This window comes from Streptomyces sp. SudanB182_2057 (assembly GCF_964272715.1).
In the GTDB taxonomy this organism is placed as follows: Bacteria; Actinomycetota; Actinomycetes; order Streptomycetales; family Streptomycetaceae; genus Streptomyces; species Streptomyces rubradiris.
In genome coordinates, this window is the sequence record NZ_OZ186798.1 from 5,691,975 (window position 1) to 5,718,475 (window position 26,501).

Consider the following 26,501-nt stretch of genomic DNA (forward strand, 5'->3'; position numbering starts at 1 on the left):
CCAACGCGGAACGACCTATGAGCTTTGTCCAACCCATTGACGCGCACGCGCGGGGAATCTACGGTCCCGTTCGAAGTTACGGGCACCATTCGGCATATCGAACGTAGGGGCAAGGTATGGGACAACCTGGCCTGAACCGCAGGCACTTCCTCGGCGCCGCGGGCGGGTTGGTGACGGCCGCGAGCCTCGGTTTCGCCGCTCTCGGCAGCGGGGCCGACGCGCTGGCCACCGGCACCCGCACCCGGGTGCGCTACTGGAACCTCTTCCAGGGCGGCGACGGCGCCAACCAGGTCGCCATGGTCGACGCGTTCCGCGCGGCGCACCCCGGCACCGCGGTGAAGGACTCCACCCTCACCTGGGGCGGCCCCTACTACACCAAGCTCGCCATGGCCGCCGCCGGCAACCGCGCCCCCGACCTCGCCGTCATGCACCAGGGCCGCGTCCCCGGCTTTGCCCCCGGACGCCTCCTCGACCCCTGGGACACCGGCCTGCTGGCCGAGTACGGGGTGCGCGAGGCCGACTTCAACCCGGTGCTGTGGAAGCGCGGCGTCGTCGACGGCGAGCTCTACGCCCTGCCCCTCGACATCCACGTCCAGCTCTGCTTCTACCGCAAGGACGTGTGCCGCAGGGCCGGGCTGCTGGACTCCGCCGGCCGGCTGCCCGCCGTCACCTCCACCGACGACTGGTTCGCCGTCCTGAAGGAGACCAGGAAGCAGCTGAAGAGGGGTCAGCAGACTCTCGGCCTGCACGTCAACGACCAGAACTTCTGCTGGTGGTTCTTCGTCGCCTTCTACCAGCAGCTCGGCGGCACCTACTTCGACGCCGCCCAGACGGACCTGACCTTCGACACCGACAAGGCCACCGAGGTCCTGGAGTTCTTCCGCAAGCACGTCACCGACGGCTACGTCACCCCGGGCGAGACCGACGCCGAGGCGTTCCTCGCCGGTTCCCCCTTCACCTGGGAGGGCAACTGGTCGGTGCCCTACTTCAACGACGAGAAGGTCGACTATGGCGCCCAGCCGCTCCCCGCGGTCTTCGGCGCCCCGGCCACCCACGCCGAGTCCCACTCCTTCGTCCTGCCCCACCAGGCCGGCCGCGGCGGCGCCGCCGACGAGGGCGCCTACCGCCTCGCCGCCTACATGGTCACCCACGCCACCACCTGGGCCCTCGGCGGCCACATCCCCGCCCACCTGCCCACCTTCGAGGACCCGGGCTACCGCGAGCTGACCCCGCAGGACGAGTACTCCCGGCCCGCCATGGACCACCAGGCCAACGAGCCGCACATCTGGTTCGCGGGCTCCACCGGCATCCTCGCCCAGCGCCTCGGCCCGGTCATCGCCTCCTCCAACCTCGGCTCCACCGCCCCCGGCGAGGCGGCCCGCCGCATGAAGACCCTGCTGGAGCGGCTGCTCGCGGCGAAGAACCCGATGACCGGGCGCACCGCCGCCCAGGAGCTGAAGGGAACCGCCGCATGAGCAGCACGGCACTGACCACGGCCGGCGGCACGGCCCGCCCCCGCGCCACCGCCGGCACCGACTCCGCCCGGCTGCGCTGGTCCCGCCGCCTCCAGCACGGCGGCTGGTTCGTCGCCCCGTTCCTCGTCGTCTACGGGCTGTTCGTCATCCTGCCCGTCGTCCGCGGCCTCTACCTCAGCTTCACCGACGCCAACATCTCCGGCGACCACACCGGCTTCGTCGGCCTCGCCAACTACCGCGAGGCGCTGCGGGACCCGCTCGTGTGGGACTCCCTGTGGCACAGCACGCAGTTCACGCTGTACGTCGTCCCGCTGATCGTCCTGGTGGCCCTGCTGATGGCCCTGGTCGCCCACCACACCACGCACTTCAAGTGGCTGTGGCGGCTGTGCTTCTTCGCGCCCTTCCTGCTGCCCTCGGCCGTCATCGGCAACCTGTGGTGGTGGCTGTTCCAGCCCACCAACGGCATGGTCAACCACGTCCTCGGCCTGGACACACCGTGGCTCACCCAGAAGTCCACGGCCATGCTCGCCGTCGTCGTCGCCACCCTGTGGTGGACGGTCGGCTTCTCCTTCCTGCTCTACCTGGCCGCCCTGCAGAACATCCCGCAGCACCTGTACGAGGCGGCCGAACTCGACGGCGCGAACGCCCTGAAGCGGATGCTGTACATCACCGTGCCCAACCTGCGCTCCATCACCGGCCTGGTCGTCGCCCTCCAGGTCCTCGCCTCCCTCCAGGTCTTCGATCAGGCCGTGGTCATGTACCAGTTCGGCCCCGGACCGGAGGAATCGACGCGCACCTTCGTCCAGTACACCCTCGAACAGGGCTTCACCACCTACCGCGTGGGCTACGCCTCCGCGATCTCCTTCGTCCTGTTCGTCATCATCGCGGCCGTGGCGCTCGCCCGGATGTGGCTGCTGAAGAGCCGCGAGGAGGCCACCCGATGACCACCCGCTCCGCCCGCCGCTGGCCCCCCGCCCAGATCGCGCTCACGGCCGTCGCCGCCACCCTCTCCCTGATCTGGCTCGCCCCCCTGGCCTGGGCCCTGTCCACCTCCCTGAAGACCCCGACGGAGTCCGTCACCTCGCCGCACTGGATACCCGAGCACGTCACCCTGGACTCCTGGAAGGAGGTGCTCCGGGCGGGCGACATCCCCAACTGGTTCGTGAACTCCGTCGTCGTCTCGGTGTCCGTCACGGTGATCGTGCTGCTGGTCGCCTCCCTCGCCGGATACGGCTTCGCCCGCACCGAGTTCCGCGGCAAGGGCCCCCTGATGGGCCTGACCATGGCCGGCCTGATGTTCTCCCCGGCGATCCTCGGCGTCCCGCTGTTCACCACGGTCCAGTCGCTCGGCATGGTCGACACCTACTGGGGCATGATCCTGCCCCAGTGCGCCCCGGCCGCCATGGTCTACATCCTCTACAAGTTCTTCCAGGGCCTGCCCCGGGAGCTGGAGGAGGCCGCGTTCATCGACGGCGCCGGCCGCTGGCGGATCTTCTTCACCATCGTGCTGCCCCTGTCGAAGCCCTCGCTGTCCGCGGTCGGGATCTTCACCTTCATCGCGTCCTGGAACAACTTCCTGTGGCCGTACATGGTGACCAACAACCCCGACCTGATGACCATGCCCAACGGCATCGCCACCGTGCAGAACGCCTTCGGCATCGTCTGGCCCCAGCTGATGGCCGGCGGCCTGATCGCCGGACTGCCGCTGATCATCGTCTTCGTCTTCTTCCAGAGCCAGATCGTGCGGGGCGTGGCCCACACCGGCCTGGCCGGCCAGTGACCCGAGGAGCCCCGCGTTGAGACCCCGACTCGCCGCCGTCCTCGCGGCCGCCGCCCTGGCCCTGCTGCCCGCCACGGCCTCGGCAGCACCGGCCTACCCCGACCCGCTGCCGCTCACCGGGCAGCAGACCGTCCACGACCCCACCGTGCACCGGCTGAAGGACGGCCGGTACGTCGCCTACTCCACCGGCGGCGTCCTCGGCGCCCGCCTCTCCACCGACCTGCGCCACTGGACGGACGCGGGCGACGCCTTCCCCGCCCCGCCCGCCTGGTGGCACGACTACAACCCCACCGCCGACCCCTGGGCCCCCGACCTGACCTACCGCGACGGCCGCTACTGGCTCTACTACGCCGTCTCCTCCTGGGGCACCAACCACTCCGCGATCGGCGTCGCCACCTCGCCCACCGGCCTGCCCGGCACCTGGACCGACCACGGCCCCGCGTACACCTCCGAGGCGACCGACACCTGGAACGCCATCGACCCCGCCGTGATCCGGGCCGACGGACGGCTCTGGCTGGCGTTCGGCTCGTACTGGACGGGCATCCGCATGACCGAACTGGACCCGCGGACCGGCAAGGCGCTCCCCGGGGCCCCGGTCCACCACCTGGCGACCCGCCCCGGCGCCCCGTACGCCGTGGAGGGCCCCGCCATCGTCCGCCACGGCGGTCACTACTACCTCTTCGCCTCCTACGACACCTGCTGCGCGGGCGTGAACTCGACGTACAAGATCCGCGTGGGCCGCTCGACGTCGGTGACGGGCTCGTACACCGACAGCACGGGCAAGCCGATGCTCGACGGCGGCGGCGACCTCCTCCTGGCCGGGCACGGCCGCTACACGGGCCCCGGCGGGGAGTCGGTGTTCCGCGCCCGCGGCAAGACCTGGCTGGCCTACCACTACTACGACGCGACGGACGGCGGCACCCCGAAGCTCGGGCTCAACGAGCTTCGCTGGCATGCCGGTTGGCCCGTCTTCAAGTGACCCGGAAGGAACCCATGAGCAAGCACACCGCCCGCTTCACCCTCGACCCCGCCTTCACCGTCGGCGAGGTGAACCCCCGCCTCTTCGGCTCCTTCGTGGAACACCTCGGCCGCTGCGTGTACACCGGCGTCTACGAGCCGGACCACCCCGCGGCCGACGCCGACGGCCTGCGCACCGACGTGCTGGACCTGGTCCGCGAACTCGGCGTCACCGCGATCCGCTACCCCGGCGGCAACTTCGTCTCCGGCTACAAGTGGGAGGACTCCGTCGGCCCGGTGGAGGACCGTCCCCGCCGGCTCGACCTGGCCTGGCACTCCACCGAGACCAACCGCTTCGGCCTGTCCGAGTACATCGCGTTCCTGAAGAAGGTCGGCCCCCAGGCCGAACCCATGATGGCGGTGAACCTCGGCACCCGGGGCGTCGCCGAGGCCCTGGAACTCCAGGAGTACGCCAACCACCCCTCCGGCACCGCCCTGTCCGACCTGCGCGCCGCCCACGGCGACAAGGACCCCTTCGGCATCCGGCTGTGGTGCCTCGGCAACGAGATGGACGGCCCCTGGCAGACCGGCCACAAGACGGCCGAGGAGTACGGCAGGCTCGCCGCCGAGACCGCCCGCGCCATGCGCCAGCAGGACCCCCGCGTGGAACTGGTCGCCTGCGGCTCCTCCACCCAGGCCATGCCCACCTTCGCCGAGTGGGAGGCCACCGTCCTGAAGGAGACGTACGACCTGGTCGACTACATCTCGGTGCACGCCTACTACGAGCCCGTCGACGGCGACGTGGACTCCTTCCTCGCCTCGGCCGTCGACATGGAGTCCTTCATCGAGAACGTGGTCGCCACGGCCGACCACGTGGGCGCGCTGCTGAAGTCGAAGAAGAGGATCAACCTCTCCTTCGACGAGTGGAACGTCTGGTACCTCACCAAGTGGGTGGAGTTCTCCGAGACGCGCGACCTGTCCGACTGGCCGGAGGCGCCCCGCCTGCTGGAGGACAACTACAGCGTCACCGACGCCGTGGTCTTCGGCTCGCTGCTGATCGCCCTGCTCCGGCACGCCGACCGGGTCACCGTGGCCTGCCTCGCCCAGCTCGTCAACGTCATCGCCCCGATCATGACCGAGCCGGGCGGCCCGGCCTGGCGGCAGACCACGTTCTTCCCCTTCGCGCAGGCATCGAAGTACGGCCGCGGCGAGGTGCTGGACGTCCGCGTGGAGTCGCCGACGTACGAGACGAAGAAGTACGGCGAGACGGACCTGCTGCACGCCACCGCCGTCCGCGCGGACGACGGCACCGTCACCGTGTTCGCGGTCAACCGGAGCCGCACCGAGCCGCTGCCCCTCGAAGTCGTCCTGCGGGGGCTGGAACTGACCACCGTCACCGAGCACACCGCGCTCGCGGACGCCGACCCCGACGCCCGCAACACCCTGACCGACCCCGAACGCGTCACCCCGCACCCGGTCGAGGGCACCGCCCTGGCGGACGGCACCCTCACCGCCGTACTGGAGCCGCTGTCCTGGAACGTGATCAGGCTGGCGTGATCACACCGGTGTGACCGGTACGCCGCCGCTCGCGGCGCCGAGCAGCGTCAGCCGTACCGACCCGGGGCCCGACAGCGTGGTGAACTCCGACAGGACCGCCAGCGCCAGCGTGTTGGTGCCCCGGGTGCGCAGGATGCCGTTCGGCAGCACGAACGTGTGCTGGGGGCCGACGTTGTTGATGTACTGGCCCAGGTTCCAGCCGTTGAGGAACAGCTGGGCGCGGTAGGCCCGGTACGGGTCGTCGTCCAGGGTCAGGCCGATCGACGCGTCGACACCGTCCGGCACCGACAGCCGGAACGCGGTCCGGTACCAGGTGACGCCCTGGTACCGCTCCGCGCGCGGGAACTCCGTCTTCTCCCAGTCGCCGTCCCGGAAGCCGGGCAGGTGCCAGCCGTGCCGCTCGCCGTACAGGCCGCCGTTGTTCAGCGGCCCGCGCACCGGGTCGGCGGGGCCCTCGCCCTGGATGCGCCAGCGCACCTCCGGCGCCGCGCCCCCGAAGGTGACCGCGGTCAGCCCGCGGGCCACCTTGTGCGTGTCGAGCGCCTTGCCGTCCTGGTCGTGCTGCATGCGCCGGACCAGCACCGACAGCACGTGCCGGCCGGGGGAGCGCAGCGCCTCGCGGACCGGGAAGACGGCCGTGTCCGACCAACTCCCTTGGCGGACCGTCTTTTTGTCCGGCACGGGCATCCGGTGCGTGCCCAGCGGCTCGCCGTCCAGCCACGCCATCAGCAGGCCCTGGGTGCCGGTGCTGTAGGCGAGCGCGAGCTCCTCGATGCCGGTGCTGTCGGTGAACGCACCCCGGTACCAGACGTCGCCGTAGTGGAAGCCGTAGTCGTCGGCGAACAGCACCGGCTGTCCCTCGGGGACGGCCGTGGTGGAGAACGACGAGGTCTTGTCGGCCGCCTTCCACGACGAGTCGTCGAAGCCCGGTCCCGCCTCCGGGTTCTCCCGCCGCATGCGCCAGCCGCCCAGCCGCGGCAGCCGCACCTCGGGCACCCCCGGCAGCGGCCCCCTGGTCATCAAGGAGCCCGAGAGAGTGACCCGGGTGGTCACCCGGCGCCCGTTCCAGACCAGGGTGTCGATCCCGCGCGGCGCCCACACCTCCAGGCTCGTCGACTCCTTCAGGTCACCGGTGAGGCGCACCTCGGAGCCGCGCAGCTCGGCGTGGCGCAGCAGCGCCGGGCCGTACACCAGGAGGGTCCCGGACGGGGTGTCGTACGGGAACAGGCGGACGGCGGTGGCGTCGTCGGCGAAGAGCAGCAGCAGCGGGGTGTCGCTGTCGCCCTTCCGCACCAGCATCCGGGTCAGCCCGTCCTCGCCGAGGGGCGCGCTGACGTGCAGCTCGCCCCGGTCGTAGGCCCAGCCGCCCTCCGGGTCCAGCCGCTGCACGGACGGCTCGGAGCGGGACTTCAGGACCAGTTCGGCCATCTCGCCGCGGGGCCCGGTGAACACGGCGATGTCCTGCCGGCCCGTCGTCAGGCACAGCATGGGCGAGGCGGTGGAGTGCTTCATCTTGCGCCGGCCCAGCCGCAGCCCGGTGGTCAGCAGCCTGGCGTCCTTGCCGGGCACGGTGACGCGCAGCGTGCCGGCGTCGGTCGGCAGGTCGGTGGTGACCGCCTCGGTGCCGTCGTTGCGGGCGATGTACACGTGCGCGCCGGTGTCCTGGTTGGCCAGGTGGTAGACCTTCAGCCCCTCGGCCCGCACGTCCGGCGCCCGGTCCAGCTTGGCGAAGTCGGGCACGCGTTGCAGCAGATGCCCGAGCTGGTGCATCGGGGCGATCTTCTCGGTGACGTTGCGGGCCTCGTCGATGGCGGCGCCGTAGTCGTACGACGTGTAGACGACCGGTGCGGGCAGCCAGCCCCACGACGTCCCGCCGAACGTCATGTACACGTTGTGCAGGGTGAGGCCGTTGGCCAGATTGGTCAGGTAGAAGCGGCGCTCGTAGGCCGCGTCCCGGGTGCGCCGCGACTCGGCGTACCCCTTGCCGTCGAACTCGGCCCCGCCCCACGGGTCGAACCAGCCGCCGCCGAACTCGGGCACGAACCCGGGCGTGCTCGGCGAGGCGGTGGCCCCGCCCTTCGGCCCGCCGGGCCCGAAGTGCCCCCAGTCCGGCGGGGTCTTGAACGGCGAGGGATAGCCGTCGAAGCCGTACAGCCAGCCGCCCTTCTCCCCGCCGGTGTCGAAGGAGCCGGGGATCCAGTAGCCGTTCCTGCCCTTGTCGTTGTGGAACAGAGGGACGTCGATCCCGTCGGCCCGGACCTTCTTGTACAGGTGCGTCATGTACGCCCGGCCGGTGGCGTCGGCGGGGTGGGCGTCGTACTCGTTCTCGATCTGGTACAGCAGGATCGTGCCGGTGCCCTGGGTGAACAGGTGCCGGCGGGCGATCCGGTTCACCTGGGTCAGCCACTCGTCGACGTGCGACAGGTACGTGGGATCGTCGGTGCGGGCCGTGCCCCCGGTCGCGGTCAGCCAGCCCGGGAAGCCGCCGCCGTCCACCTCGGCGTTGATGTACGGGCCCGGCCGCAGGATGACGTACAGCCCGGTCTCCGCCGCCATGCGCAGGAACAGGTCCAGGTCCCGGACGCCGGAGAAGTCGTACCGGCCGGGCGCGGGGGAGTGGTAGTTCCAGGCCACGTAGACGCTGACGGCGTTGTAGCCGTGCGCCCGCATCTTCTGCAGCACGTCCCGCCACAGCGAGGGGCTGGGCAGCCGGAAGGGGTGCAGCTCGCCGGACCACACCACCAGCCGCCGCCCGTCCACGAGCAGCGAGTAACGGTCGTAGCCGATGGTGTGCCGCGCGCCGTCGGCGCGCGGCGGGGCCGGTGCCGGACCGGTCGGCGCGCTGCCGCCCGCGTACGCGGAGGGTGCCCCGGGGCCGCCGCTGCCGCCCAGGGCCAGCCCGAGCGCGGCGGAGCCGGCCAGGGCACTGAAGGAACGTCTGCTGAGCGCCAAGGTGGGTCCTCCCGGGCGGTCCTAGGGGGCGCGGGTCCGGCCATTCTCCATGGCGGGACGCCCCACAATGGATCCATGAGGATCTCGGCACGGGCGGATTACGCGGTACGGGCGGTACTGGAGCTGGCCGTACGGCAGGGTAACGGCCCGGTGAAAGCAGAGGAAATCGCCGCCGTGCAGGACATCCCGCACAAGTTCCTGGAGGGCATCCTCGGCGACCTCAGGCGGGCCGGGATCGTGGACAGCCGGCGTGGCGGGGGCGGCGGTTACCGGCTGGCGCGGGCGGCCTCCTCGGTCACCGTGGCCGACGTCATCCGGGCGGTGGACGGCCCGATCGTGTCGGTGCGCGGCGAACGCCCGACGGGCCTCGCCTACACGGGCACGGCCCGGCCGCTGCTGCCGCTGTGGATCGCGCTGCGCGCCAACGTCCGCCGCATCCTGGAGGGCGTCACCGTGGCCGACCTCGCGGCGGACGCCCTGCCCGAGCCCGTCCGGGCGCTGGCGGCGGAACCGGCGGCGTGGGAGAACCCGTGAGGGAGGCTCCGGCCCGGCGGGACTGGGCCGACCGGGGGACCGTCGCGTTTCCCCCCGCCCGTGCCGTTCGTTAGGACGGACGTGATCAAGAAGCTCACCTGTGCCTCCGCCCTGGCCACCGCGCTGCTGGCCGCCGCCGCTCCCGCCGCCGGGGCCGCCGACGCCGTCCGGTCCCCCCTCCCCGCCGCCGGCGCCCCCGGTGTCTCCCTCCTGTCGGGTCTCCTCGGCTCACTGGAGACGGGCAACCCGGCCACCTCCCTGAACAACCTGCTTCCGCTGGGTATCCAGGGCCGCTGAGCGAGTACCCCCGGCCGGGGCGGGAGGAGGCGAGGGCGCCCGAGAGTGCCCGAGGGTGTCCCCTCCCGCCCCGGCCGGCCGTCAGTCCGCCACCCCCAGCGTGAGTGTGCCGGTGTAGCCGGACGAGGCGGAGCCGCCGAGGGCGGTGAGGGTGAGCAGGCCGGAGCGGGCGCCCCGGTCGTCGTAGATGGAGTCCTGCGCGAGGGTGGTGCGCGGGACGGTGTTGGTGGCGTACGGCGAGACCCTGGCCACGGCCGCCGTGACCGTCTCGTTGAAGAAGAGCTGGCCGGTGTGGACGGTCGAGCCGCCGGTGAAGTGGCCGTCCGGTGTCACGGTCACGCCGGTGTGCACCTTGACGTGGATGTGCACGCAGCGGCCCCGGTACCACCCCGGGTAGATCGTCGTGAACCTGGCGACCCCGCCGGAGTCGGTGAGGACGCCGCCGCGCAGGAAGGTGCGGTCGTCGGGCTCCTGGTGCCCGTTGGCGCCCACGAAGCCGGAGTACTCGCCGAGCGCGTCGGCGTGCCACAGCTCCACGAGGGCGCCGGGGAGCGGGGCGCAGGCGGCGTCGACGACGGTCAGGGCGAGCCTCAGGGGGATGCCGGGCTTGCCCTCGGTGAGGTCGGCGCGGACGAGGGCGCCGTCGAGGTAGTAGGGGCCTTCGGTCAGCTCGGTGGTGAGCGTGCAGACCGCGGCGGCGTTCCGCGTGCCGTCCGCGTCCTTCGGCGGAGCCGCGGCCCCCACGGTCAGCGCGGCGGCGGCCCCGCCGGCGGCGGCCAGCACGGTACGGCGCCCGATTTTCCGGGCATCAGAGGTGTCTGTCATGGACACGGCACCGTAGGGGCGCTTCCTGTCGACGAGCTGTCAGTTCGGCAAAGCGGGCAGCCGTCAAGCGGGCGCTCCGGCCGACCTCACGACGACGGGGGCGGACCGGAGTCGGAGCCGTCGTCCCGGGCTAGCGAGGAGTGAGGAGGCAGAACTCGTTGCCTTCCGGGTCGGCCAGCACCGTCCAGGAGAGCGCGGACTGGTCGATGCCGGGATCGGTGGCGCCCAAGGCGCGCAGCCGGGCCCCCTCTGCCGCGAGGTCGTCACCGCGATAGGGGGCGATGTCGAGGTGGACGCGGTTCCACACGCTCTTCGTGTCGGGCGTGCGGACGAACTCCAGGTACGGGCCGACGCCGTGGGCGGAGCGCAGGACCGCGAGGTCGTCGGTGACCTCGTGCAGCGTCCAGTCGATCGCCCGGTCCCAGAACCGGGCCATTTCCCGTGGGTCGGCGCAGTCGACCACCACCGCGGCGATCGGCCCGGTGTCCTGGTAGACCGGGCGGGGTTCCAGGACGCAGAACTCGTTGCCCTCCGGGTCGGCCAGCACCGTCCAGGGGACATCGCCCTGACCCACGTCGGCGGGCGTCGCGCCGAGCTCCCGCAACCGCGCGACCAGTTCGGCCTGGTGGGCGGCGGAGGTGGTGGCCAGGTCGACGTGCACCCGGTTCTTCACCGTCTTGGGTTCCGGGCGGGCGATGATGTCGATGCAGACGGCCGCGGGGTCGGGGTAGGCGAAACCCACGGGTTCGAGGTTGGTGACCCCGGGACCCTCGCTGTCGACACCCCAACCGAGCGCCTCCGCCCAGAACCGGCCGAGCGCGGAGTCGTCCTGGGCCTTCATGTTGATCTGCACGAGTCTTGATGGCATGCGGCAGATCTTAGAAGTCGCCGCCGGGACCGTGGCCGGAGTGCCGCGGAGCGTGGTTCGCACCGGGGCCGTAGCCGACTGTGAGGTTCAGTAGGCCACCGGCCAGCCCGACGACCAGTTCAGCAGGTTGATGCCGAGCTTCGGGGTGCCGGCCGCGTTGCCGTCGTAGTAGTGGTAGACGATCAGGTCGCCGTCGACGTCGCGCATGATGGACTGCCCGCCAGGGCCGATGACGTTGCCGTGGGACTCCAGGACCGGGGTGCCGCCGTTGTTCGTCATCGCCACGCCGTTCTTGTCGTAGTACGGCCCGGTGACCGAGGTCGCCCGGCCGACCTTCACCTTGTACGTCGAGCTGGTGCCCTGGCAGCAGACGTCGTAGGAGGCGAAGAGGTAGTAGTAGCCGTTGCGCTTGACGATGTACGGCGCCTCGACCGCCTTGCTGCCGGTGGGCCGGGCGGCGAGGGAGTAGCGCTTGGTGTCGCCCGCGTACTGCTTCCCGGTCGCGGGGTCGATGCGGATCATCTTGATGCCGGTCCACCAACTGCCGAAGGACAGCCACCACTTGCCGTCGTCGTCCACGAAGAGGTTGGGGTCGATCGCGTTGTAGTCGCTGCCGGAGGTGGAGGTGTAGACGACGCCGTAGTCGGTCCAGGAGCCGGGCAGCCCGGTCGTGGAACCGGCCAGGCCGATCGCCGAGGTGTTCTCGCCGAACTTGGAGACGGCGTAGTACATCAGGTACTTGCCGCCGGCGTACGAGATGTCCGGCGCCCATGCCTCGGTGGCGTACGACGACCACCAGGACGGCTTGGTGCCGAAGGCGTCCGCGCCCGCGGTGAAGGAGATCCGGTCGGTGGAGGTCCGGTGACCCAGGCCGCCACCGGTGGCATAGAGCAGGTAACGGCCGCCGGAGGTACGGATCATCGTCGGATCGTGCACGACGGTGCTGCCGGTCACCGTGCCGGGGTTGGGGTACGCGGAGGCGGTACCCGGCACGAGCGCGAGCAACAGGGCGGCGGGGACGGCGAGGAGTGCGGTGCGCTTCATTGCGGCTCCCTCTTCTGGGTGTGTTCGTGATACCGAACAACGATCGCCAGTTCGGACGGGACCGTAGAAGCGATTGGTTAACGAGTCAACGGTTCTGACAGGGATTCACAGGGGGTCTACTTGGAGAGGCCGGACTTCTCGGCCATTTTCATCAAATTCGGCCGAGACCTTTGGTGGAGGACGAAAAGCACCCGGATCACCTCTCTGGCCATGGGGTGAACCTCTGTCATCTGGGGAGCGATTCCGAACGCCTTCTCAAGAGCCTCTTCCGCCCCGGCGTAATCCTTGACGTCCAGCCTGGCCCTGGCTATATCGATGAACATACGTCCCAAGCGGTTGGGTGTAAGGCCGGTCGGCGGCTCGCTGAGCAGTGGCGTACTCATGTCCACGGCCTTGTCCGGCTTCCCCAGTTCGATGTGGGCCGCAAGCTCGTACAGGGCCGTATTCTCCTGGCCGAACGTCAAGTTGTGCCGCAGAACGTCCCGGGGAATACGCTTGGCGTGCCGTTTCGCCTTCTGAAGATGATCGGCGGTGGCGGTGGCGTCCTTCGCCCGGGAAGCCAGGACGACACCTCGAAGGTGAAGCGATCCCAGGGACAGGGCGCGTTCCAGGGAGTCCCCCGGAGAAGCCGCCTCGTACTTGCCGATGGCCCGCTCGATGATCGCCAGGCCGTCGTCATAATGACCGGCCGACTGGTAGGTGCCGGCTTCGTTCCAGGCCGCCGCCACCTCGGCCTCGGGGTTCCACGTCTGTTGTGCGGCCCAGGACTGCCGGGACACGATCATGTCGGCGAGGTCTGGTTGTGCCAGGCGGTGGGCGACGGCGTAGGCACACCCGTACACGTCGGAGACTTGTGTCCACGCGCCCGTCTCCCCGGACGCCGCCGTCAAGGCGGTCGCGGTGACCTGGCCCAGGAGTCTGGGGAGCATTCCGAGCAGCGCCAGATAGTTGGTTTCCGCTCGGAGCCGCATGGCCTTGCCGACGGCGGCCTGCAATGCCGAGGGCTCGGGCACGTCTTCCTTGGGAAGCGTGTACCGCCTGACTGCGGCCCGGAGGTCGTTGAGCAAGTCGGCTTGTTCGGACGGGCCGAGGTAGGGCTGGCCGTAGATGCGCTGCACCTGGACCCTCAAGACTTTGGCGATGGCGGCGACCACGGGGGGCGTTGCAGGCCGAAGCCCGACCTCGATCTTGCTGAGGTAGGACAGCGAGATACCGGCCTCGCGGGCCAGCTTGGCCTGACCCATCCCTCGCGCCTTGCGCAGCACGGCGATGTTCTCGCCGGGTGCGGGGGTGCTCTCCATGCGACCACTGTTCCACGCCAGGAAGGAGTCGTGCCATCAGTTGCCGTTTGCGGTGCGGTCATTGTGCAAGACCAGTGTTAACTGATCTTGGACTCCCGCAGTTGTCTAGTTACAGACAGCGAAGGGAGGGCGGGATGAGGAAGAGGTCGGAACGGCGACAAGGGTATGCGGAACCCCGCACGGTTGAAGCATTGGTCGCCCTGCCGATAGACGCTTGGCTGTACGAAGCCAAGCCGAAGCCCGGTTGCGGCAACTGCGCCGCCCAGAAGGCGAGGCTCGCCCGAGCGATGAAGGCCGGTGACGCCTCCGCCCGTTTCGAGGCGGCCCGCAACATCCGGCAGTGCGGACATCGGGGCGGTGGGCTTCGGTTGCGCGGGTGGTCCGGTCCGGTCATGCGGATGGTGAAACGCACCTCACGTAGGTGTTCCCCCGCCCGGGTCGCGCTCGGTCTCGCGGTCTGTGCCCTGTCGGGGTGGGCGCTTACGGTGACGACGACGGGGGTTCGGTGATGACTTTCCGTTGCCTGGCCAGGACAAGGCTGGACAGTGAGGTCAGGTCGGCAGCCGAGGCGATCGGTTCTCCCCGCCCCGGCATCGAGTGGTCGCCGTACGACGTGTTCCAGTGCCTGGTCGAAGACGTGCCCCACGATTTCCACGCGGCCTTCCTCCGCACGGGCGCCCGCGCCGACCCGGAGTCCGACGTCTACCTGTGCTGGCGCGATGGATCGCCCGTCCAGTGGCTCGCGGACATCGATGTATGTTTGAAGAAAGCGGAGCCCCTCGGTACTGGATGCACGATCTACCGAGGCCATCCCGGACGGTGTGAGTGGCAGTACATCGACCCGCCACAGGTGGCCGCTCAGGCCCTGGTCGACCAGCTGACCGACGGATGGGATCCAGCACGCTTGTTCAAGTCCCGTAAGTGACACGTCGCGGAGAAACCGCTCAGCAAGCCTGCCGGTACGGCCGGGCCGCTACCCGGCCGGCTTGGTCTCCTCGTCCAGCCAGGCCAGGTACGCGTCGCTGCCCGTCACGATCGGGGTCGCGATGATCTCGGGGGTGTCGTAGTCGTGGGCTTCCTTGATGTAGGTCTCCAGGGCCTCGTAGCGGGCCGTGGTGGTCTTGAACAGGATCTGCCACTCCCGCTCGGTCCGGATCGCCCCCTCCCAGCGGTAGACGCTGGTGACGGGGGCGCTGATCTGCGCGCACGCGGCGACCCGGGACTCCACCGCTCCGGCGGCGAGCGACTTCGCCCTCTCCTCGCTGTCCGTGGTCGTCAGGACGGTCAGGTGCCGGTGCTCTGCCATGGGCGGTGTTCCTTCCGGGGGTGGGTCCTCTACCGGACGGACGGTAGCGGGACCGGCTGCCCGCCCACCAGCACCGGGGAAGACGACCTCCGTGTCCGGGCGCGGGCCCGGGCGGGCCGTGCCCGGACACGGAGGTGTCGGCGGCCTCGTTCAGCCTGTCCGGCGCCAGAGGGGCTTCACGCGCTGAAGCGGTGGATCGTCGTCGTCCGGTACGTCCGGCCGGGGCGCAGCACCGTCGACGGGAACGACGGCTGGTTCGGCGAGTCCGGGAAGTGCTGCGTCTCCAGGCACAGCGCGTCGCCCTGCCGGTAGGTGCGGCCGGAGGTGCCGGTGAGCGTGCCGTCGAGGAAGTTGCCGGAGTAGAACTGGATCCCCGGCTGGTCGGTGGCGATCTTCAGGGTGCGGCCGGAGTGCGGGTCGCGCAGGGTCGCGACGTGCTCGGGCCGTGCCGTGATCCCCTTGTCCAGCACCCAGTTGTGGTCGTACCCCTGGGCCAGCACGAGCTGCTCGTGGCCCGCCCGCAGGTCCCGGCCGACGGGCTTGGCGTGCCGGAAGTCGAACGGCGTGCCCGCGACCTTGGCCAGCTCTCCGGTGGGGATGAGGCCGGCGTCGGTCGGGGTGTAGCGGGCGGCGGCGAGGGACAGTTCGTGGTCCTCGATGCTCCCGCTGCCCTCACCGGCCAGGTTCCAGTAGACGTGACTGGTGAGGTTGACGACGGTGGCCTTGTCGGTGGTGGCCTCGTAGTCGATGCGCCAGTCCCCGTGCCGGGTGAGGGTGTACGTCACCCGGGTGCGCAGCGTGCCCGGGTACCCCATCTCGCCGTCGGCGCTGGTGTAGCGCAGCCGCAGGCCGACGTCGGTGCCCTCGGTGAACGGCTCGACGTCCCACACGCGCTTGTCGAAGCCTCGGGCGCCGCCGTGCAGGCTGTTGCCGCCGTCGTTCACGTCGAGCTGGTACGGCTTCCCGTCCAGCGTGAACCGGCCGGCGTCGATGCGGTTGCCGTAGCGGCCGATCAGCGCGCCGAAGTACGGGCTGCCGGCCGCGTAGTCGGCGAGGTCGTCGAAACCGGCGACCACGTTGGCGTACCGGCCGTGCCGGTCGGGGAGTTCCAGGGCCTGGACGACCCCGCCGTAGGACAGCACCTTCATGCGGGTGCCGCCGTTCTCCAGCGACCAGCGGTGGACCTCGGTGCCGTCGGCGAGCGTGCCGAAGAGTTCCTTCACCGGCTTCCTTCCCGGGGCCGCGTGGGCCGTGCCGCCGAGCGTGGTGGCGGCCAGGCCCGCCGCGGCTGCCCCCGCGATGACCGTGCGTCTGTTCAGTTCCATGGGTGCGGCTCTCGCTTTCTGGTGCTCACGAACCGGACTTGCGCTTGTTCCACACGTCGAACCCGACCGCCACCAGCAGGGCGAGGCCCTTGATGACCTGCTGCCAGTCGGTGCCGACGCTCAGGAGGTTCATGCCGTTGTTCAGCACACCGAGGACCAGGCCGCCGATGATGGCGCCGAGGACGGTGCCGACCCCGCCGCTCATGGACGCGCCGCCGATGAACGCGGAGGCGATGGCCTCGAGTTCGAAGTTGACGCCCGCCTTCGGCGAGGCCGCGTTCAGTCGGGCGGCGACCACCAGACCCGCCAGGGCCGCGAGCACGCCCATGTTCAGGAAGACGTAGAAGGTGACCTTCTTGTCCTTCACACCGGACAGCTTGGCCGCCGGCAGGTTGCCGCCGATGGCGTAGATGTGCCGGCCGAAGACCGCGTTGCGCATGACGTAGCCGTAGCCGACGATCAGTACGCCGAGGACGATCAGCACGATCGGGGTGCCCTTGTAGCTGGCGAGCAGCAGGGTGACGACCAGGATCGCGGCGACCAGCGCGGTCAGCTTGAGCAGGAACAGCCGGGCCGGCAGGACGTCCAGGGAGAACTCCTGCTGGCGGCGGCGGTCCCGGACCTCCTGCCACACCACGGCCGCGATCAGCACCAGCCCGAGCAGCAGCGTGAGGTTGTGGTAGTTGGTGTTCGGGCCGGTCTCGGGCAGGAAGCCGTTGCCGAGCTTCTGCAGGCCCTCGGGGAACGGGCCGAGGGTCTGTCCCTTGAGGAGGATCTCGGTCAGACCGCGGAAGAGGAGCATCCCGGCGAGGGTGACGATGAAGGACGGTATCCCGAGATAGGCGATCAGATAGCCCTGGACCGAACCCGCGACGGCGCCCACCACCAGGCACAGCACCAGCGCGACGGGCCAGGACACCCCGTGCTGCACGGTCAGTACGGCCGCGAAGGCGCCGGTGAACGCGGTGAGCGAGCCGACCGACAGGTCGATGTGCCCGGCGATGATGACCAGCATCATGCCGATCGCGAGGATCAGGATGTAGCTGTTCTGGAGCACCAGGTTGGAGACGTTGCGCGGCAGCAGCAGGTCCCCGTCGGTCCAGATCGCGAAGAGGACCACGATCAGGCCCAGCGCGATCAGCATGCCGTACTGGCGCATGTTGCGGCGCAGCCCGGCCAGTACCAGGCCGAGCAGGCCCCCGTCGGCCCCCGTTCCGCCGCCCGGCGGCGCGGGGGCCGGGCTCTTGGCGGTCACATCCGTGCTCATCGCGTTACCTCTTTGTCCTTCGTCATCTGGCGCATCAGCACTTCCTGCGTGGCCTCGGCCCGCGGCACCTCACCGGTCAGCCGTCCGGCGGCCATCGTGTAGATGCGGTCGCACATGCCGAGCAGTTCGGGCAGCTCGGAGGAGATGAAGACGACCGCCTTGCCCTGGGCGGCGAGCTGGTCGATGACCGTGTAGATCTCGAACTTGGCGCCCACGTCGATACCGCGGGTCGGTTCGTCGAGGATCAGCACGTCCGGACCGGCGAAGATCCACTTGCTGAGGACGACCTTCTGCTGGTTGCCGCCGGAGAGCTTGCCCACCGGCTCGAACACGGTGGGCGCCTTGATGTTCATGGACGTGCGGAAGCCCTCGGCGACCTGCCGCTCCTCGTGCTCGTCCACCACGCCCCGCTTGGCGACCTTGTCCAGCGCGGTCAGCGAGATGTTCCGGTTGATGGTGTCGATGAGGTTCAGGCCGTAGTGCTTGCGGTCCTCGGTGACGTACGCGATGCCGTGCCCGATCGCCTCCGCCACCGTCTTGGTACGGATCTCCCGGCCGTCCTTGAGGACCGTGCCGCCCGCGTACCGGCCGTAGGTGCGCCCGAAGACGCTCATCGCCAGCTCGGTGCGGCCCGCGCCCATCAGGCCCGCGATGCCGACGATCTCCCCGCGGCGCACGGTCAGCGACACGTCGTCCACGACCTTGCGCTGCTGGTCGATCGGGTGGAACACGGTCCAGCCGCGGATCTCCAGCGCCGGTGCGACGCCCTGCTCCGGGCGGTGCGGGGTGCGCTCGGGGAAGCGGTGGTCGAGGTCGCGGCCGACCATGCCGGCGATGATCCGGTCCTCGGTGGTCTCCGGCGCCTTCACGTCGAGGGTCTCGATGGACCGGCCGTCCCGGATGATCGTCACCGAGTCGGCGACCTTGCGGATCTCGTTGAGCTTGTGGGAGATGATGATCGAGGTGATGCCCTGCTTCTTCAGCTCCAGGATCAGATCGAGGAGCTTGTCGCTGTCCTCGTCGTTCAGGGCCGCCGTCGGCTCGTCCAGGATCAGCAGCTTCACCTGCTTGGACAGCGCCTTGGCGATCTCCACCAGCTGCTGCTTGCCCACGCCGATGTCGGCGACCCGGGTCTCCGGGTGCTCGTCCAGGCCGACCCGGCGCAGCAGTTCGGTGGCGTGGCGCAGGGTCTCGCGCCAGTTGATGAGGCCGCGCGTGGCGTGCTCGTTGCCGAGGAAGAGGTTCTCCGCGATGGACAGGTGCGGCACCAGCGCCAGCTCCTGGTGGATGATGACGATGCCGCGCTGCTCGCTCGCCCGGATGTCACGGAACTGGCAGGTCTCCCCCTCGAAGAGGATCTCCCCCTCGTACGTGCCGTGCGGATGGACGCCGGAGAGCACCTTCATCAGGGTGGACTTGCCGGCGCCGTTCTCCCCGCAGATGGCGTGGACCTCGCCCCGCCGGACGGCCAGGGTGACGTCCGACAGCGCCTTGACACCGGGAAAGGTCTTGACGATCGAGCGCATTTCCAGGACGGGTCCCGCCATGGTCGTGCCTTTCACTCCGTAGGAAATGGGCGGGTCACTTCAGCTGGGACTCGGTGTAGTAGCCGCCGTCGACCAGCACCTTCTGGTAGTTCGACTTGTCGACGCTGACCGGCTGGAGCAGATAGGCCGGCACGACCTTGGCGCCGTTGTCGTACGTCTTGGTGTCGTTGACCTCGGGCTTGTTGCCCTTCAGGGACTCGTCCATCATCGTGGCGGCGATCTCGGCGAGCTTGCGCAGGTCCTTGTAGACGGTCTGCGTCTGCTGCCCCGAGATGATCGACTTCACGGAGGCCAGCTCGGCGTCCTGGCCGGTGAGGACCGGCAGCGGCTTGCTCCCCGAGCCGTAGCCGTCCGACTTCAGCGCGGACAGGATGCCGATGGAGATGCCGTCGTACGGCGAGAGGACCGCGTCGACCCGGCCGGTCTTGTACGACGAGGTGAGGATGTCCTCCATGCGCTTCTGGGCGGTGGTGCCGTCCCAGCGCAGGGTGACGACCTGGTTGAGCCGGGTCTGCCCGGACTTGACGACGAGCTGCTTCTTGTCGATGTACGGCTGGAGCACCTTCATCGCCCCGCCGAAGAAATACTTCGTGTTGTTGTCGTCGTTGGAGCCGGCGAACAGCTCGATGTTGAACGGGCCCTTCGCGCCCTTGTCCAGCCCGAGCTTGTTCACGATGTACGTGCCCTGGAGCGTGCCGACCTTCTCGTTGTCGAACGAGGCGTAGTAGTCGACGTTCTTGGTGCCGAGGATCAGCCGGTCGTAGGAGATGACCGGGATGTTCGCGTCCGCGGCCTGCTGGAGCACGCTGTTCAGCGACTTGTTGTCGATCGCCGCGATGACCAGGCCCTTCACGCCCTGCGTGATGAGGTTCTCGATCTGCGAGACCTGGGTCTCCGGGTCGTCCTCGCCGTAGACCAGCTTGGTCTTGAAGCCCTTTGCCTCCAGGCTCTTGACGACATTCTTGCCGTCGTAGATCCAGCGCTCGGAGGACTTGGTCGGCATGGCGATGCCGATGGTGCCGCCCTTGGCGTCGCCGGACTTCTCCTTGCTGCCGCCTTCGCTGTTCTGGCCGCAGGCGGTGAGGGCGAGCGCGAGCGAGGCGGCGCCGGCTATCGAGGCGAGGGCGGCTCTGCGGTTGCGCATGGGGATCAGTCCTTGTCGTTCTCGTCGTTGAGAGGGGCGGACGCTTCGACGGGGAAGCGGTGGAGGGACCCCGGCAGCCGGGAGCCGAGCGGCGCCATGTCGCCGTCCGCGCCGTGCCGGGCGAGCAGGTCCAGGGCGAGCCGGCCGCGCCGCACCCGCTCCCGGGCGGTGTCCAGGGTCAGGTCCCGCAGGTGGCGGCCCCACGGGTAGATGCCGGGCGCCTTGGACAGGCCGAACTTCAGGTACAGCGGGGCGCCGCGCCGGATCAGCTCGGCGACCTCGTACATCCGGACGTAGCCGCCGAGGTCGTCCGGGGCCTCGATGTACATGTCCATCGGGGCGCCCGAGACCCGCCGGATCTCGGTGAGGTGGTCCAGTGTCAGATCGCTGGGCACGTTGACGGAGTCGGCGCCGAGCCGCTCGTACACGGCGTACGAGGCGGGGTTGACCGGGCCGATCAGCGCGGACACCTTCAGTGTGGTGTCGGCCGGGATGATGCCGGCGGTACGGGCCCGGTGCAGGGTCCACAACACGCCCTCGTCGGCGACGAGCAGGCACTTGACGCCCAGCTCGGTGGCCCGGACGGCGTCCTCCACGCAGCCGGCGACCGCGTCGTGGCCCCGGGCGCGCAGTCCGGCCCCCCGGGAGTCGGTCCGCACCGAGCCGCCGGTGTCCCAGGTGCCGCGCGGGCCGGTGAACAGGCACAGTTCGATGTCGCGTTCGGCGGTGGCCTCGACCATCTCGGTGATCTCGTCGTCGGTGAGCATCCACACGCCGCTGCCCTGGCTGATCCGGTGGATCGGCACGTCCAGGCGGGAGGCCTCCTTGAGGACGACCGCCAGCGCCTCGGGACCCTCGCACGAGGGGATCTCGGTGCGCCAGCGGCCGCCGCCCGGGAAGGTGTGGACGGAGGCGTCGGCGGGGTCGAGGGCGGGCGCGCCCAGACCGAGAGCGGCGAGCACCTGCTCGCCGGGCCTGCGGGCTGCCGGGGCGGAAGCGTCGGTCACAAGCTGTCCTTCGTGTTCGGTATGTCGGACAAGGGTCGCGGCTCTGGGTGGCGGAAGAAGCGTGGAGGTACGCCGGCCGGGGCGTGGTCAGGGCACCCCCCGGCCGGCGTACGGTCAGGGGCGGAGCAGCACCTTGCCCACGGCGGGGTCGCCGGCCCCCACCAGCTCGATGGCCCGCGGGAAGTCGGTCAGCGGCACCTCGTGCGTGACCAGCGGCAGCGGGTCCAGCAGCCCGGCGCCGAACACCCGCACGGCGTGCGCCCAGGCGTCCGGCGGCGCGCCGAAGACGGTGTGCACCTCCAGCTGCCGCACGACGAGATCGGTCGGGTCGAGCCCGTCCGCGCCCGGCGCCGGGATCCCGGTGAGGACCAGGCGCCCGCCGCGCCGCAGCAGCGCGGCGGCGGTCCGCGCGGCGGAGGCGGACCCGGCGGTCTCGATCACCACGTCGAAGTCGGCGGGCAGTTCCTGGTCCCGCAGTCGGAAGTCGCTCGCCCCGAACCGCCGGGCCAGCGCCTCCCGGTCGCCGCGGGTGCCCACGACCAGCAGCTCGGCCGGCGAGCCGGCCGCGAGGAACTGCACGGCGAACATCCCGAGGGTGCCGGTGCCGACCACCGCGACCCGCTCGCCCGGCCGGGCGTTCGCCTTCAGCGCGGCGGCGGCGATGCAGGCGGCCGGCTCCAGCAGCGCGGCGGCGGTGAGGTCGGCGTCGTCCGGCAGTACGTGCAGCAGCCGGGCGGGCAGGGTGAGGGTGGCCGCCATGGCACCGGGCCGGGTGAACCCGGTCTCCTCGTACCCGGCGGTGCACAGCGTGGTCTCGCCCGCGTGACAGCGGTCGCACACCTGGCAGTTGCGGAAGCCCTCGCCGACCACCTTGCGGCCGGCCAGCGAGCCGGGCACGCCGGCCCCGACCGCGGTGACCGTCCCCGACCACTCGTGCCCGGGGACGAGCGGGTAACGGACGTACCCCTCGGGCCGGTTGCCCTGGTACACCTCGCGGTCGCTGCCGCAGATGCCGACCGCGTGCACGGCCACCAGCGCCTCGCCGGGGCCGGGTTCGCGCGGTGTGTGGGCCTCGACCCGGTGCACGCCCGGCGCCTCGACGAGGACCTGTGAACTCACTGGGCGTCCTTCGGATTGCGCTTCTCCCAGCCCTCGGCCCACAGGTCGAAGTGGGCCCGCTGCTGCGGGAACTCGGCCGCCGCGTCGACGTCCAGCTCGACGCCGAGACCGGGCGCGTCGGAGAGGTGGAAGCAGCCGTCCTCCGGGTTCACTTGCGGGGCGCCCTTGACCACCTTCTTGATCTCCGCGTCCGCGAAGTCGTTGAAGTGTTCGAGGATCTTGAAGTTCGGGGAGGTGAAGCCGACCTGGAGGGAGGCGGCGGTGAGCACGGAGCCACCGACGTTGTGCGGGGCGACCAGCATGTAGTGGGTCTCGGCGGTGGCGGCGAGCTTGCGGGTCTCCCAGATGCCGCCGATGTGGCCGACGTCGGGCTGGATGATGTCCACGGACTGGCTGTCGAACAGCTCGCGGAACTCGATGCGGTCGTGGATGCGCTCGCCGGTGGCCACCGGCATGTCGACCTTGGCCGCGACCTTCTCCAGCGCCTTCAGGTTCTCCGGCGGCACCGGCTCCTCCAGCCACGCGGGCTTGAACGGCGCCATCTCCTTGGCCAGCCGGACCGCGGTGGCGGGGGAGAAGCGGCCGTGCATCTCCAGCATCAGCTCCGCGTCCGGGCCGATGGCGTCCCGTACGGCCTCGATGAGCGAGACGGCGTACAGGGTCTCCTGGTGGTCCAGCTCGAAGTGGCCGGTGCCGAACGGGTCGATCTTCAGCGCCCGGTAACCGCGCTCCACGACCCCCTGGGCGGCCTTGTGGTACGCCTCCGGCGTCCGCTCGGTGGTGTACCAGCCGTTGGCGTACGCCTTGACCTTGTCGGTGACCTTCCCGCCGAGCAGCTGCCACACCGGCACGCCCAGCGCCTTGCCCTTGATGTCCCAGCACGCCATCTCGACCACCGCGATGCCGGACATCACGATCTCGCCGGCGCGGCCGTAGTCGCCGTACTTCATACGACGCACCAGGTCCTCGACGGCGAACGGGTCCGAGCCGAGGATGTGGTTGACCTCGGCCTCCCGCAGATAGCCGATCAGCGCGTCCGTATGCCCGAGCATCCGGGTCTCGCCGACTCCCGTGATCCCCTCGTCGGTGTGCACCTGGACATAGGTCAGGTTGCGCCACGGCGTGCCGACCACGTGTGTGCTGATTCCGGTGATGCGCACGGCAGTTGCCCCTCAGCTGTTCGGTATTTCGTCGCACGTTCGAAATGCTGGCGTGACAGTAAGGACGGGGCGCCGGGGGTGTCAATGGGTCGAACAGGTAACGGTTTCGGCAAGGCTTTCGAGATTGTTTCGGTCCCGCACCGAACCTTCACAGCCGCGCCTGGAACCCGGCCCGCGCGGACTCTAGTCTTCCCGCGTCATGGACTATTGCCACCCCTGCCGACGCCACCTGAACGGCGCCCTGGCGTGCCCCGGCTGCGGCACGCCCGCCTCCGGCGACGGCTACGACGACGCGTACGGCGCCGGGGAGGCGTACGGCGCCGGGGAGGCGTCGTGGGACGCCTGGGGCGGACCGGCTCGCGGGACGGCGGCCGACGGGGGCGCCCACGGACCCGCCGCGAGCGGCCTGCCGGACCGGGCGTCCGCCACGGCGGAGGGGTGGCCCGCCGGGGACGGCGGCGAAGCGGGTGTGGGCGGTGGCGAAGCGGGCGTGGGCGGTGGTGAACTCGGCGCATATGGAGGGGAGTTCACCGGCGACGGCCGTGTGCCCGGCGGTGGCGGGAGTGCCTCGGCCGGTGGTCGCCGCCCGCCTGTCGGCGAGGGCGCCCACGCGGACGCCGGTGGTCACGGGGACGCCGGTGCCCCCACCGCCGAGGACCGCACCGACGGCGGGTACGCCGATGAAGGGCACCCTGCCGAATGGCGCCCCGCCGAAGGGGCCGCCGACGAGGAGCGCCCCGCCGGGGATCCCGTCGGCGGGCGGGCCGGTGCCCGGGCCCAGCAGAGGCGGCGGGAGCGCAAGGCGGCCGGGCACCGGCGCCGTCGGCGGCGGGTCCTCGTGGTCGTCGCCGGGTTCGCGCTCGCGGCCGGCGGGCTCAGCCTCGCGGAGCTGGGTACGGACGCGCCCTTCTCGCCCTTCACCGACGACCCGTCGGCCACGGCCGGGGAGACCGAGGCGGAGGAGGATTCCGGTTCCGGCGCTCCGGAGCGTACGGCGGCACCGGCCGGTGTGACCTCCGGCGCCGTCCCGGGCGCGGCCTCCGGCTCCCCGGACGCCTCGGCCCCGGGCGCCGCCTCCGCCTCGCCGTCCGCGGGGGACACGGGCGGCGAGGACGCCCCGGACGGCACGGGCGACAAGGGTTCCGCTTCCGCCTCGCCGGGGGAGTCCGGCGAGGCGTCACGATCGGCCACCACCGGTGCCACGGGCTCCGGCACGCCGACGACGACGTCCGCCGCCCCGGCCCCCACCGCCCCCGCCACCACCGCCCCCACGCCGGACCCGACGACCTCCGCACCCGCCCCCACGCCCACACCCGACAAGGCGTGCGACCGCTGGCTGTGGTGGTGCGCGTGAGCGGCGCGAACGCCGCGGCCGAGCGGTGCGGGCGGTGCGCCTGAGCGGCGCGCGGACGACGGCAGCCGCATCCCACGTCCAAGGATGCGGCTGCCGTCGTGGCCAACGACGCGGGTCAGGCCAGCGTCACGGTGATGTCGCCCCGGGTCGCCTTCGAGTACGGGCACACCTGGTGGGCCTTCTCGACCAGGCTCTTCGCGGTCGCGGCGTCGACGTTCGGGATGTTCGCGGAGATCTCCACGATGATCCCGAACCCGTCGTCGTTCTTGCCGATGCCGACCTTGGCGGTGACCGTCGACCCGGAGATGTCGGCGCCCTCCTCCCGGGCGACGACGCCCAGCGCCCCCTGGAAGCAGGCGCTGTAGCCCGCGGCGAACAGCTGCTCCGGGTTGGTGCCGGCGCCGCTGCCGCCCATCTCCTTGGGCGGGTTGACGACCACGTCGAGCTTGCCGTCGTCGGTGGCGACCCGGCCGTCACGGCCGTTCTCGGCGGTGGCGACGGCGGTGTACAGGACGTCGGACTGCGTGATGGGCATGCGGTTGTCTTCCTCCTCGGTCCATGGCGACTCGCGCCCACGATCGCCACAGGATTCCGGAAAGAAGTTACCGCATCGCGAAAAAACCGGGAAGGTCGGAGCCTGAGCGGGAGCTCCAGGTCAGAGCTTGACGACCATCTTGCCGATGTTGTCGCCGCGCAGGATCCCGAGGAACGCCTCCAGGGTGTTCTCGACGCCCTCGACCACGGTCTCGCGGTACTTCAGCGCGCCCGAGGCCACCCACGGGCCGACCTCCTGGACGAACTGCGGCTGGAGGTCGTAGTGGTCGCCCACCAGGAAGCCCTCGATCCGGCCGCGGGTCTGGATCAGCCGGGCCAGGTTCGCCGGGCCGGGCGCGGGCTCGGTGTTGTTGTAGACCGAGATCATGCCGCAGACCGCGATCCGGCCGCCCTGGTTGAGCGAGCCGATGGCCGCCTCCAGGTGGTCCCCGCCGACGTTGTCGAAGTAGACGTCGATGCCGTCGGGCGCCGCCTGCCGCAGCTGCTCGGCGACCGGGCCCTTCTTGTAGTTGAACGCGGCGTCGAAGCCGTACTCGTTCACCAGCAGCTCGACCTTCTCGTCGGACCCGGCCGAGCCGATGACCCGGGAGGCGCCCTTGAGCTTGGCGATCTGGCCCACCTGGCTGCCCACGGCGCCGGCCGCGCCGGACACGAAGACGCTGTCGCCCTCCTTGAAGGAGGCGGTGCGCAGCAGGCCGGCGTAGGCGGTCAGGCCGGTCATGCCGAGGACGCCGAGGTACGCCGACAGGGGCACGTCCTCGGCGCCGACCTTGACGGCGTTCTTCGCGTCTACGACCGCGTACTCGCGCCAGCCGAAGAAGTGCAGGACGTGGTCGCCGGCCTCGATGCCCTCGGCCTTGGACTCGATCACCTCGCCGACCGCGCCGCCCTGCATGACCTTGCCCAGCTCGAAGGGGGCGACGTAGGACTTGGCGGCGCTCATCCGGCCGCGCATGTACGGGTCGACGGAGAGGTACTTGTTCCGCACCAGCACCTGGCCCTCGCCCGGGGCCGGGACGGGGGACTCGACGAGCGCGAAGTCCTCGGGCTTCGGCCAGCCGACGGGACGGCTGAGGAGGTGCCACTCGCGGTTGATCATGACGGAGCCTTTCAGGGTGGTACTTCAC

General features: G+C 70.6%; 24 protein-coding genes. 9 read left to right on the plus strand and 15 right to left on the minus strand.

Annotated elements, in window-relative coordinates; translation table 11 throughout:
• The first annotated feature begins 116 nt into the window (after positions 1-116).
• Genes ACSURM_RS25105 through ACSURM_RS25125 form a run of 5 tightly spaced genes read left to right on the plus strand, consistent with a single transcriptional unit; the run spans position 117 to position 5,769 of the window.
• Positions 117-1,475: an extracellular solute-binding protein gene (locus ACSURM_RS25105; protein WP_436958011.1), complete on the plus strand. Its 1,359-nt coding sequence runs from the start codon at positions 117-119 to the stop codon at positions 1,473-1,475.
• A complete protein-coding gene (locus ACSURM_RS25110) occupies positions 1,472-2,419 on the plus strand; it encodes a carbohydrate ABC transporter permease (RefSeq protein WP_436958012.1) in 948 nt (315 codons plus the stop codon). Before ACSURM_RS25105 ends, ACSURM_RS25110 begins: the two co-directional genes overlap by 4 nt.
• The gene (locus ACSURM_RS25115) at positions 2,416-3,255 is read left to right on the plus strand and encodes a carbohydrate ABC transporter permease (RefSeq protein ID WP_436958013.1); all 840 of its coding nucleotides are present in this window, start codon (positions 2,416-2,418) and stop codon (positions 3,253-3,255) included. Before ACSURM_RS25110 ends, ACSURM_RS25115 begins: the two co-directional genes overlap by 4 nt.
• A 16-nt stretch (positions 3,256-3,271) precedes the next feature.
• Positions 3,272-4,234, plus strand: coding sequence for an arabinan endo-1,5-alpha-L-arabinosidase (locus ACSURM_RS25120; protein WP_436958014.1), 963 nt, complete (start codon positions 3,272-3,274; stop codon positions 4,232-4,234).
• A gap of 14 nt (positions 4,235-4,248) precedes the next feature.
• Entirely contained in the window at positions 4,249-5,769 is a 1,521-nt protein-coding gene (locus ACSURM_RS25125; RefSeq protein ID WP_436958015.1) for an alpha-N-arabinofuranosidase, read from the plus strand.
• On the opposite strand, the gene ACSURM_RS25130 is transcribed toward ACSURM_RS25125, so the two are convergent.
• On the minus strand, positions 5,770-8,721 hold the full coding sequence (locus tag ACSURM_RS25130; protein WP_436958016.1) for a glycoside hydrolase family 35 protein: 2,952 nt from the start codon (positions 8,719-8,721) through the stop codon (positions 5,770-5,772).
• Positions 8,722-8,796: 75 nt separating this feature from the next.
• Between ACSURM_RS25130 and ACSURM_RS25135 the strand changes: the two genes are divergently transcribed.
• Complete coding sequence (locus ACSURM_RS25135) at positions 8,797-9,255, plus strand: RrF2 family transcriptional regulator (RefSeq protein WP_289967653.1); 459 nt, start codon at positions 8,797-8,799, stop codon at positions 9,253-9,255.
• Between the two features lie 81 nt (positions 9,256-9,336).
• Complete coding sequence (locus ACSURM_RS25140) at positions 9,337-9,552, plus strand: hypothetical protein (RefSeq protein WP_436958017.1); 216 nt, start codon at positions 9,337-9,339, stop codon at positions 9,550-9,552.
• Positions 9,553-9,633: 81 nt separating this feature from the next.
• Here ACSURM_RS25140 and ACSURM_RS25145 read toward each other — a convergent pair whose 3' ends face one another.
• The 4 genes from ACSURM_RS25145 to ACSURM_RS25160 form a co-directional block, all read right to left on the minus strand.
• On the minus strand, positions 9,634-10,377 hold the full coding sequence (locus tag ACSURM_RS25145) for an intradiol ring-cleavage dioxygenase (RefSeq protein WP_436958018.1): 744 nt from the start codon (positions 10,375-10,377) through the stop codon (positions 9,634-9,636).
• Between the two features lie 130 nt (positions 10,378-10,507).
• Positions 10,508-11,245 carry a VOC family protein gene (locus tag ACSURM_RS25150; protein ID WP_436958019.1) on the minus strand — a complete coding sequence of 246 codons (738 nt, stop codon included), beginning with the start codon at positions 11,243-11,245 and terminating at the stop codon, positions 10,508-10,510.
• A gap of 87 nt (positions 11,246-11,332) precedes the next feature.
• The gene (locus ACSURM_RS25155; RefSeq protein WP_436958020.1) at positions 11,333-12,289 is read right to left on the minus strand and encodes an arabinan endo-1,5-alpha-L-arabinosidase; all 957 of its coding nucleotides are present in this window, start codon (positions 12,287-12,289) and stop codon (positions 11,333-11,335) included.
• 116 nt (positions 12,290-12,405) lie between these two features.
• A complete protein-coding gene (locus tag ACSURM_RS25160; RefSeq protein ID WP_436958021.1) occupies positions 12,406-13,590 on the minus strand; it encodes a helix-turn-helix domain-containing protein in 1,185 nt (394 codons plus the stop codon).
• Between the two features lie 472 nt (positions 13,591-14,062).
• On the opposite strand from ACSURM_RS25160, the gene ACSURM_RS25165 reads away from it, so the two are divergent.
• Positions 14,063-14,515, plus strand: a complete 453-nt coding sequence (locus tag ACSURM_RS25165) for a hypothetical protein (protein ID WP_436958022.1) — start codon at positions 14,063-14,065, stop codon at positions 14,513-14,515.
• Between the two features lie 48 nt (positions 14,516-14,563).
• On the opposite strand, the gene cutA is transcribed toward ACSURM_RS25165, so the two are convergent.
• From cutA to ACSURM_RS25205, 8 genes are all read right to left on the minus strand, one after another.
• Positions 14,564-14,896 (minus strand): divalent-cation tolerance protein CutA, encoded by a 333-nt coding sequence (gene cutA, locus ACSURM_RS25170; RefSeq protein ID WP_436958023.1) that lies wholly within the window; start codon positions 14,894-14,896, stop codon positions 14,564-14,566.
• A gap of 176 nt (positions 14,897-15,072) precedes the next feature.
• Complete coding sequence (locus ACSURM_RS25175) at positions 15,073-16,221, minus strand: aldose epimerase family protein (RefSeq protein WP_436958024.1); 1,149 nt, start codon at positions 16,219-16,221, stop codon at positions 15,073-15,075.
• 25 nt (positions 16,222-16,246) lie between these two features.
• Positions 16,247-17,488 carry a multiple monosaccharide ABC transporter permease gene (gene mmsB / locus ACSURM_RS25180; protein WP_436958025.1) on the minus strand — a complete coding sequence of 414 codons (1,242 nt, stop codon included), beginning with the start codon at positions 17,486-17,488 and terminating at the stop codon, positions 16,247-16,249.
• Complete coding sequence (gene mmsA, locus ACSURM_RS25185) at positions 17,485-19,035, minus strand: multiple monosaccharide ABC transporter ATP-binding protein (protein ID WP_436958026.1); 1,551 nt, start codon at positions 19,033-19,035, stop codon at positions 17,485-17,487. The genes mmsB and mmsA overlap by 4 nt, the downstream gene beginning before the upstream one ends.
• A 34-nt stretch (positions 19,036-19,069) precedes the next feature.
• Entirely contained in the window at positions 19,070-20,179 is a 1,110-nt protein-coding gene (gene chvE / locus ACSURM_RS25190) for a multiple monosaccharide ABC transporter substrate-binding protein (RefSeq protein WP_436958027.1), read from the minus strand.
• Positions 20,180-20,184: 5 nt separating this feature from the next.
• Positions 20,185-21,186, minus strand: a complete 1,002-nt coding sequence (locus ACSURM_RS25195) for a hypothetical protein (protein WP_436958028.1) — start codon at positions 21,184-21,186, stop codon at positions 20,185-20,187.
• 114 nt (positions 21,187-21,300) lie between these two features.
• Entirely contained in the window at positions 21,301-22,305 is a 1,005-nt protein-coding gene (locus ACSURM_RS25200) for a zinc-dependent alcohol dehydrogenase (RefSeq protein ID WP_436958029.1), read from the minus strand.
• On the minus strand, positions 22,302-23,465 hold the full coding sequence (locus ACSURM_RS25205) for a mandelate racemase/muconate lactonizing enzyme family protein (RefSeq protein WP_436958030.1): 1,164 nt from the start codon (positions 23,463-23,465) through the stop codon (positions 22,302-22,304). The genes ACSURM_RS25200 and ACSURM_RS25205 overlap by 4 nt, the downstream gene beginning before the upstream one ends.
• 199 nt (positions 23,466-23,664) lie before the next feature.
• Between ACSURM_RS25205 and ACSURM_RS25210 the strand changes: the two genes are divergently transcribed.
• Positions 23,665-24,819 (plus strand): SCO2400 family protein, encoded by a 1,155-nt coding sequence (locus tag ACSURM_RS25210; RefSeq protein ID WP_436958031.1) that lies wholly within the window; start codon positions 23,665-23,667, stop codon positions 24,817-24,819.
• A 115-nt stretch (positions 24,820-24,934) separates the two neighbouring features.
• On the opposite strand, the gene ACSURM_RS25215 is transcribed toward ACSURM_RS25210, so the two are convergent.
• Entirely contained in the window at positions 24,935-25,354 is a 420-nt protein-coding gene (locus tag ACSURM_RS25215; protein WP_436958032.1) for an organic hydroperoxide resistance protein, read from the minus strand.
• A gap of 120 nt (positions 25,355-25,474) precedes the next feature.
• Positions 25,475-26,473 carry an NADP-dependent oxidoreductase gene (locus ACSURM_RS25220; RefSeq protein WP_436958033.1) on the minus strand — a complete coding sequence of 333 codons (999 nt, stop codon included), beginning with the start codon at positions 26,471-26,473 and terminating at the stop codon, positions 25,475-25,477.
• Positions 26,474-26,501 lie beyond the last annotated feature (28 nt).

Excerpts from the sequence above, each read along its gene's own strand:
- ACSURM_RS25105 (WP_436958011.1), top strand. The coding sequence starts at position 117 with ATGGGACAACCTGGCCTGAACCGCAGGCACTTCCTCGGCGCCGCGGGC.
- ACSURM_RS25110 (WP_436958012.1), top strand. The coding sequence starts at position 1,472 with ATGAGCAGCACGGCACTGACCACGGCCGGCGGCACGGCCCGCCCCCGC.
- ACSURM_RS25115 (WP_436958013.1), top strand. The coding sequence starts at position 2,416 with ATGACCACCCGCTCCGCCCGCCGCTGGCCCCCCGCCCAGATCGCGCTC.
- ACSURM_RS25125 (WP_436958015.1), top strand. The coding sequence starts at position 4,249 with ATGAGCAAGCACACCGCCCGCTTCACCCTCGACCCCGCCTTCACCGTC.
- ACSURM_RS25135 (WP_289967653.1), top strand. The coding sequence starts at position 8,797 with ATGAGGATCTCGGCACGGGCGGATTACGCGGTACGGGCGGTACTGGAG.
- ACSURM_RS25145 (WP_436958018.1), bottom strand. The coding sequence starts at position 10,377 with ATGACAGACACCTCTGATGCCCGGAAAATCGGGCGCCGTACCGTGCTG.
- ACSURM_RS25150 (WP_436958019.1), bottom strand. The coding sequence starts at position 11,245 with ATGCCATCAAGACTCGTGCAGATCAACATGAAGGCCCAGGACGACTCC.
- ACSURM_RS25155 (WP_436958020.1), bottom strand. The coding sequence starts at position 12,289 with ATGAAGCGCACCGCACTCCTCGCCGTCCCCGCCGCCCTGTTGCTCGCG.
- ACSURM_RS25160 (WP_436958021.1), bottom strand. The coding sequence starts at position 13,590 with ATGGAGAGCACCCCCGCACCCGGCGAGAACATCGCCGTGCTGCGCAAG.
- cutA (WP_436958023.1), bottom strand. The coding sequence starts at position 14,896 with ATGGCAGAGCACCGGCACCTGACCGTCCTGACGACCACGGACAGCGAG.
- ACSURM_RS25175 (WP_436958024.1), bottom strand. The coding sequence starts at position 16,221 with ATGGAACTGAACAGACGCACGGTCATCGCGGGGGCAGCCGCGGCGGGC.
- mmsB (WP_436958025.1), bottom strand. The coding sequence starts at position 17,488 with ATGAGCACGGATGTGACCGCCAAGAGCCCGGCCCCCGCGCCGCCGGGC.
- mmsA (WP_436958026.1), bottom strand. The coding sequence starts at position 19,035 with ATGGCGGGACCCGTCCTGGAAATGCGCTCGATCGTCAAGACCTTTCCC.
- chvE (WP_436958027.1), bottom strand. The coding sequence starts at position 20,179 with ATGCGCAACCGCAGAGCCGCCCTCGCCTCGATAGCCGGCGCCGCCTCG.
- ACSURM_RS25210 (WP_436958031.1), top strand. The coding sequence starts at position 23,665 with ATGGACTATTGCCACCCCTGCCGACGCCACCTGAACGGCGCCCTGGCG.
- ACSURM_RS25215 (WP_436958032.1), bottom strand. The coding sequence starts at position 25,354 with ATGCCCATCACGCAGTCCGACGTCCTGTACACCGCCGTCGCCACCGCC.
- ACSURM_RS25220 (WP_436958033.1), bottom strand. The coding sequence starts at position 26,473 with ATGATCAACCGCGAGTGGCACCTCCTCAGCCGTCCCGTCGGCTGGCCG.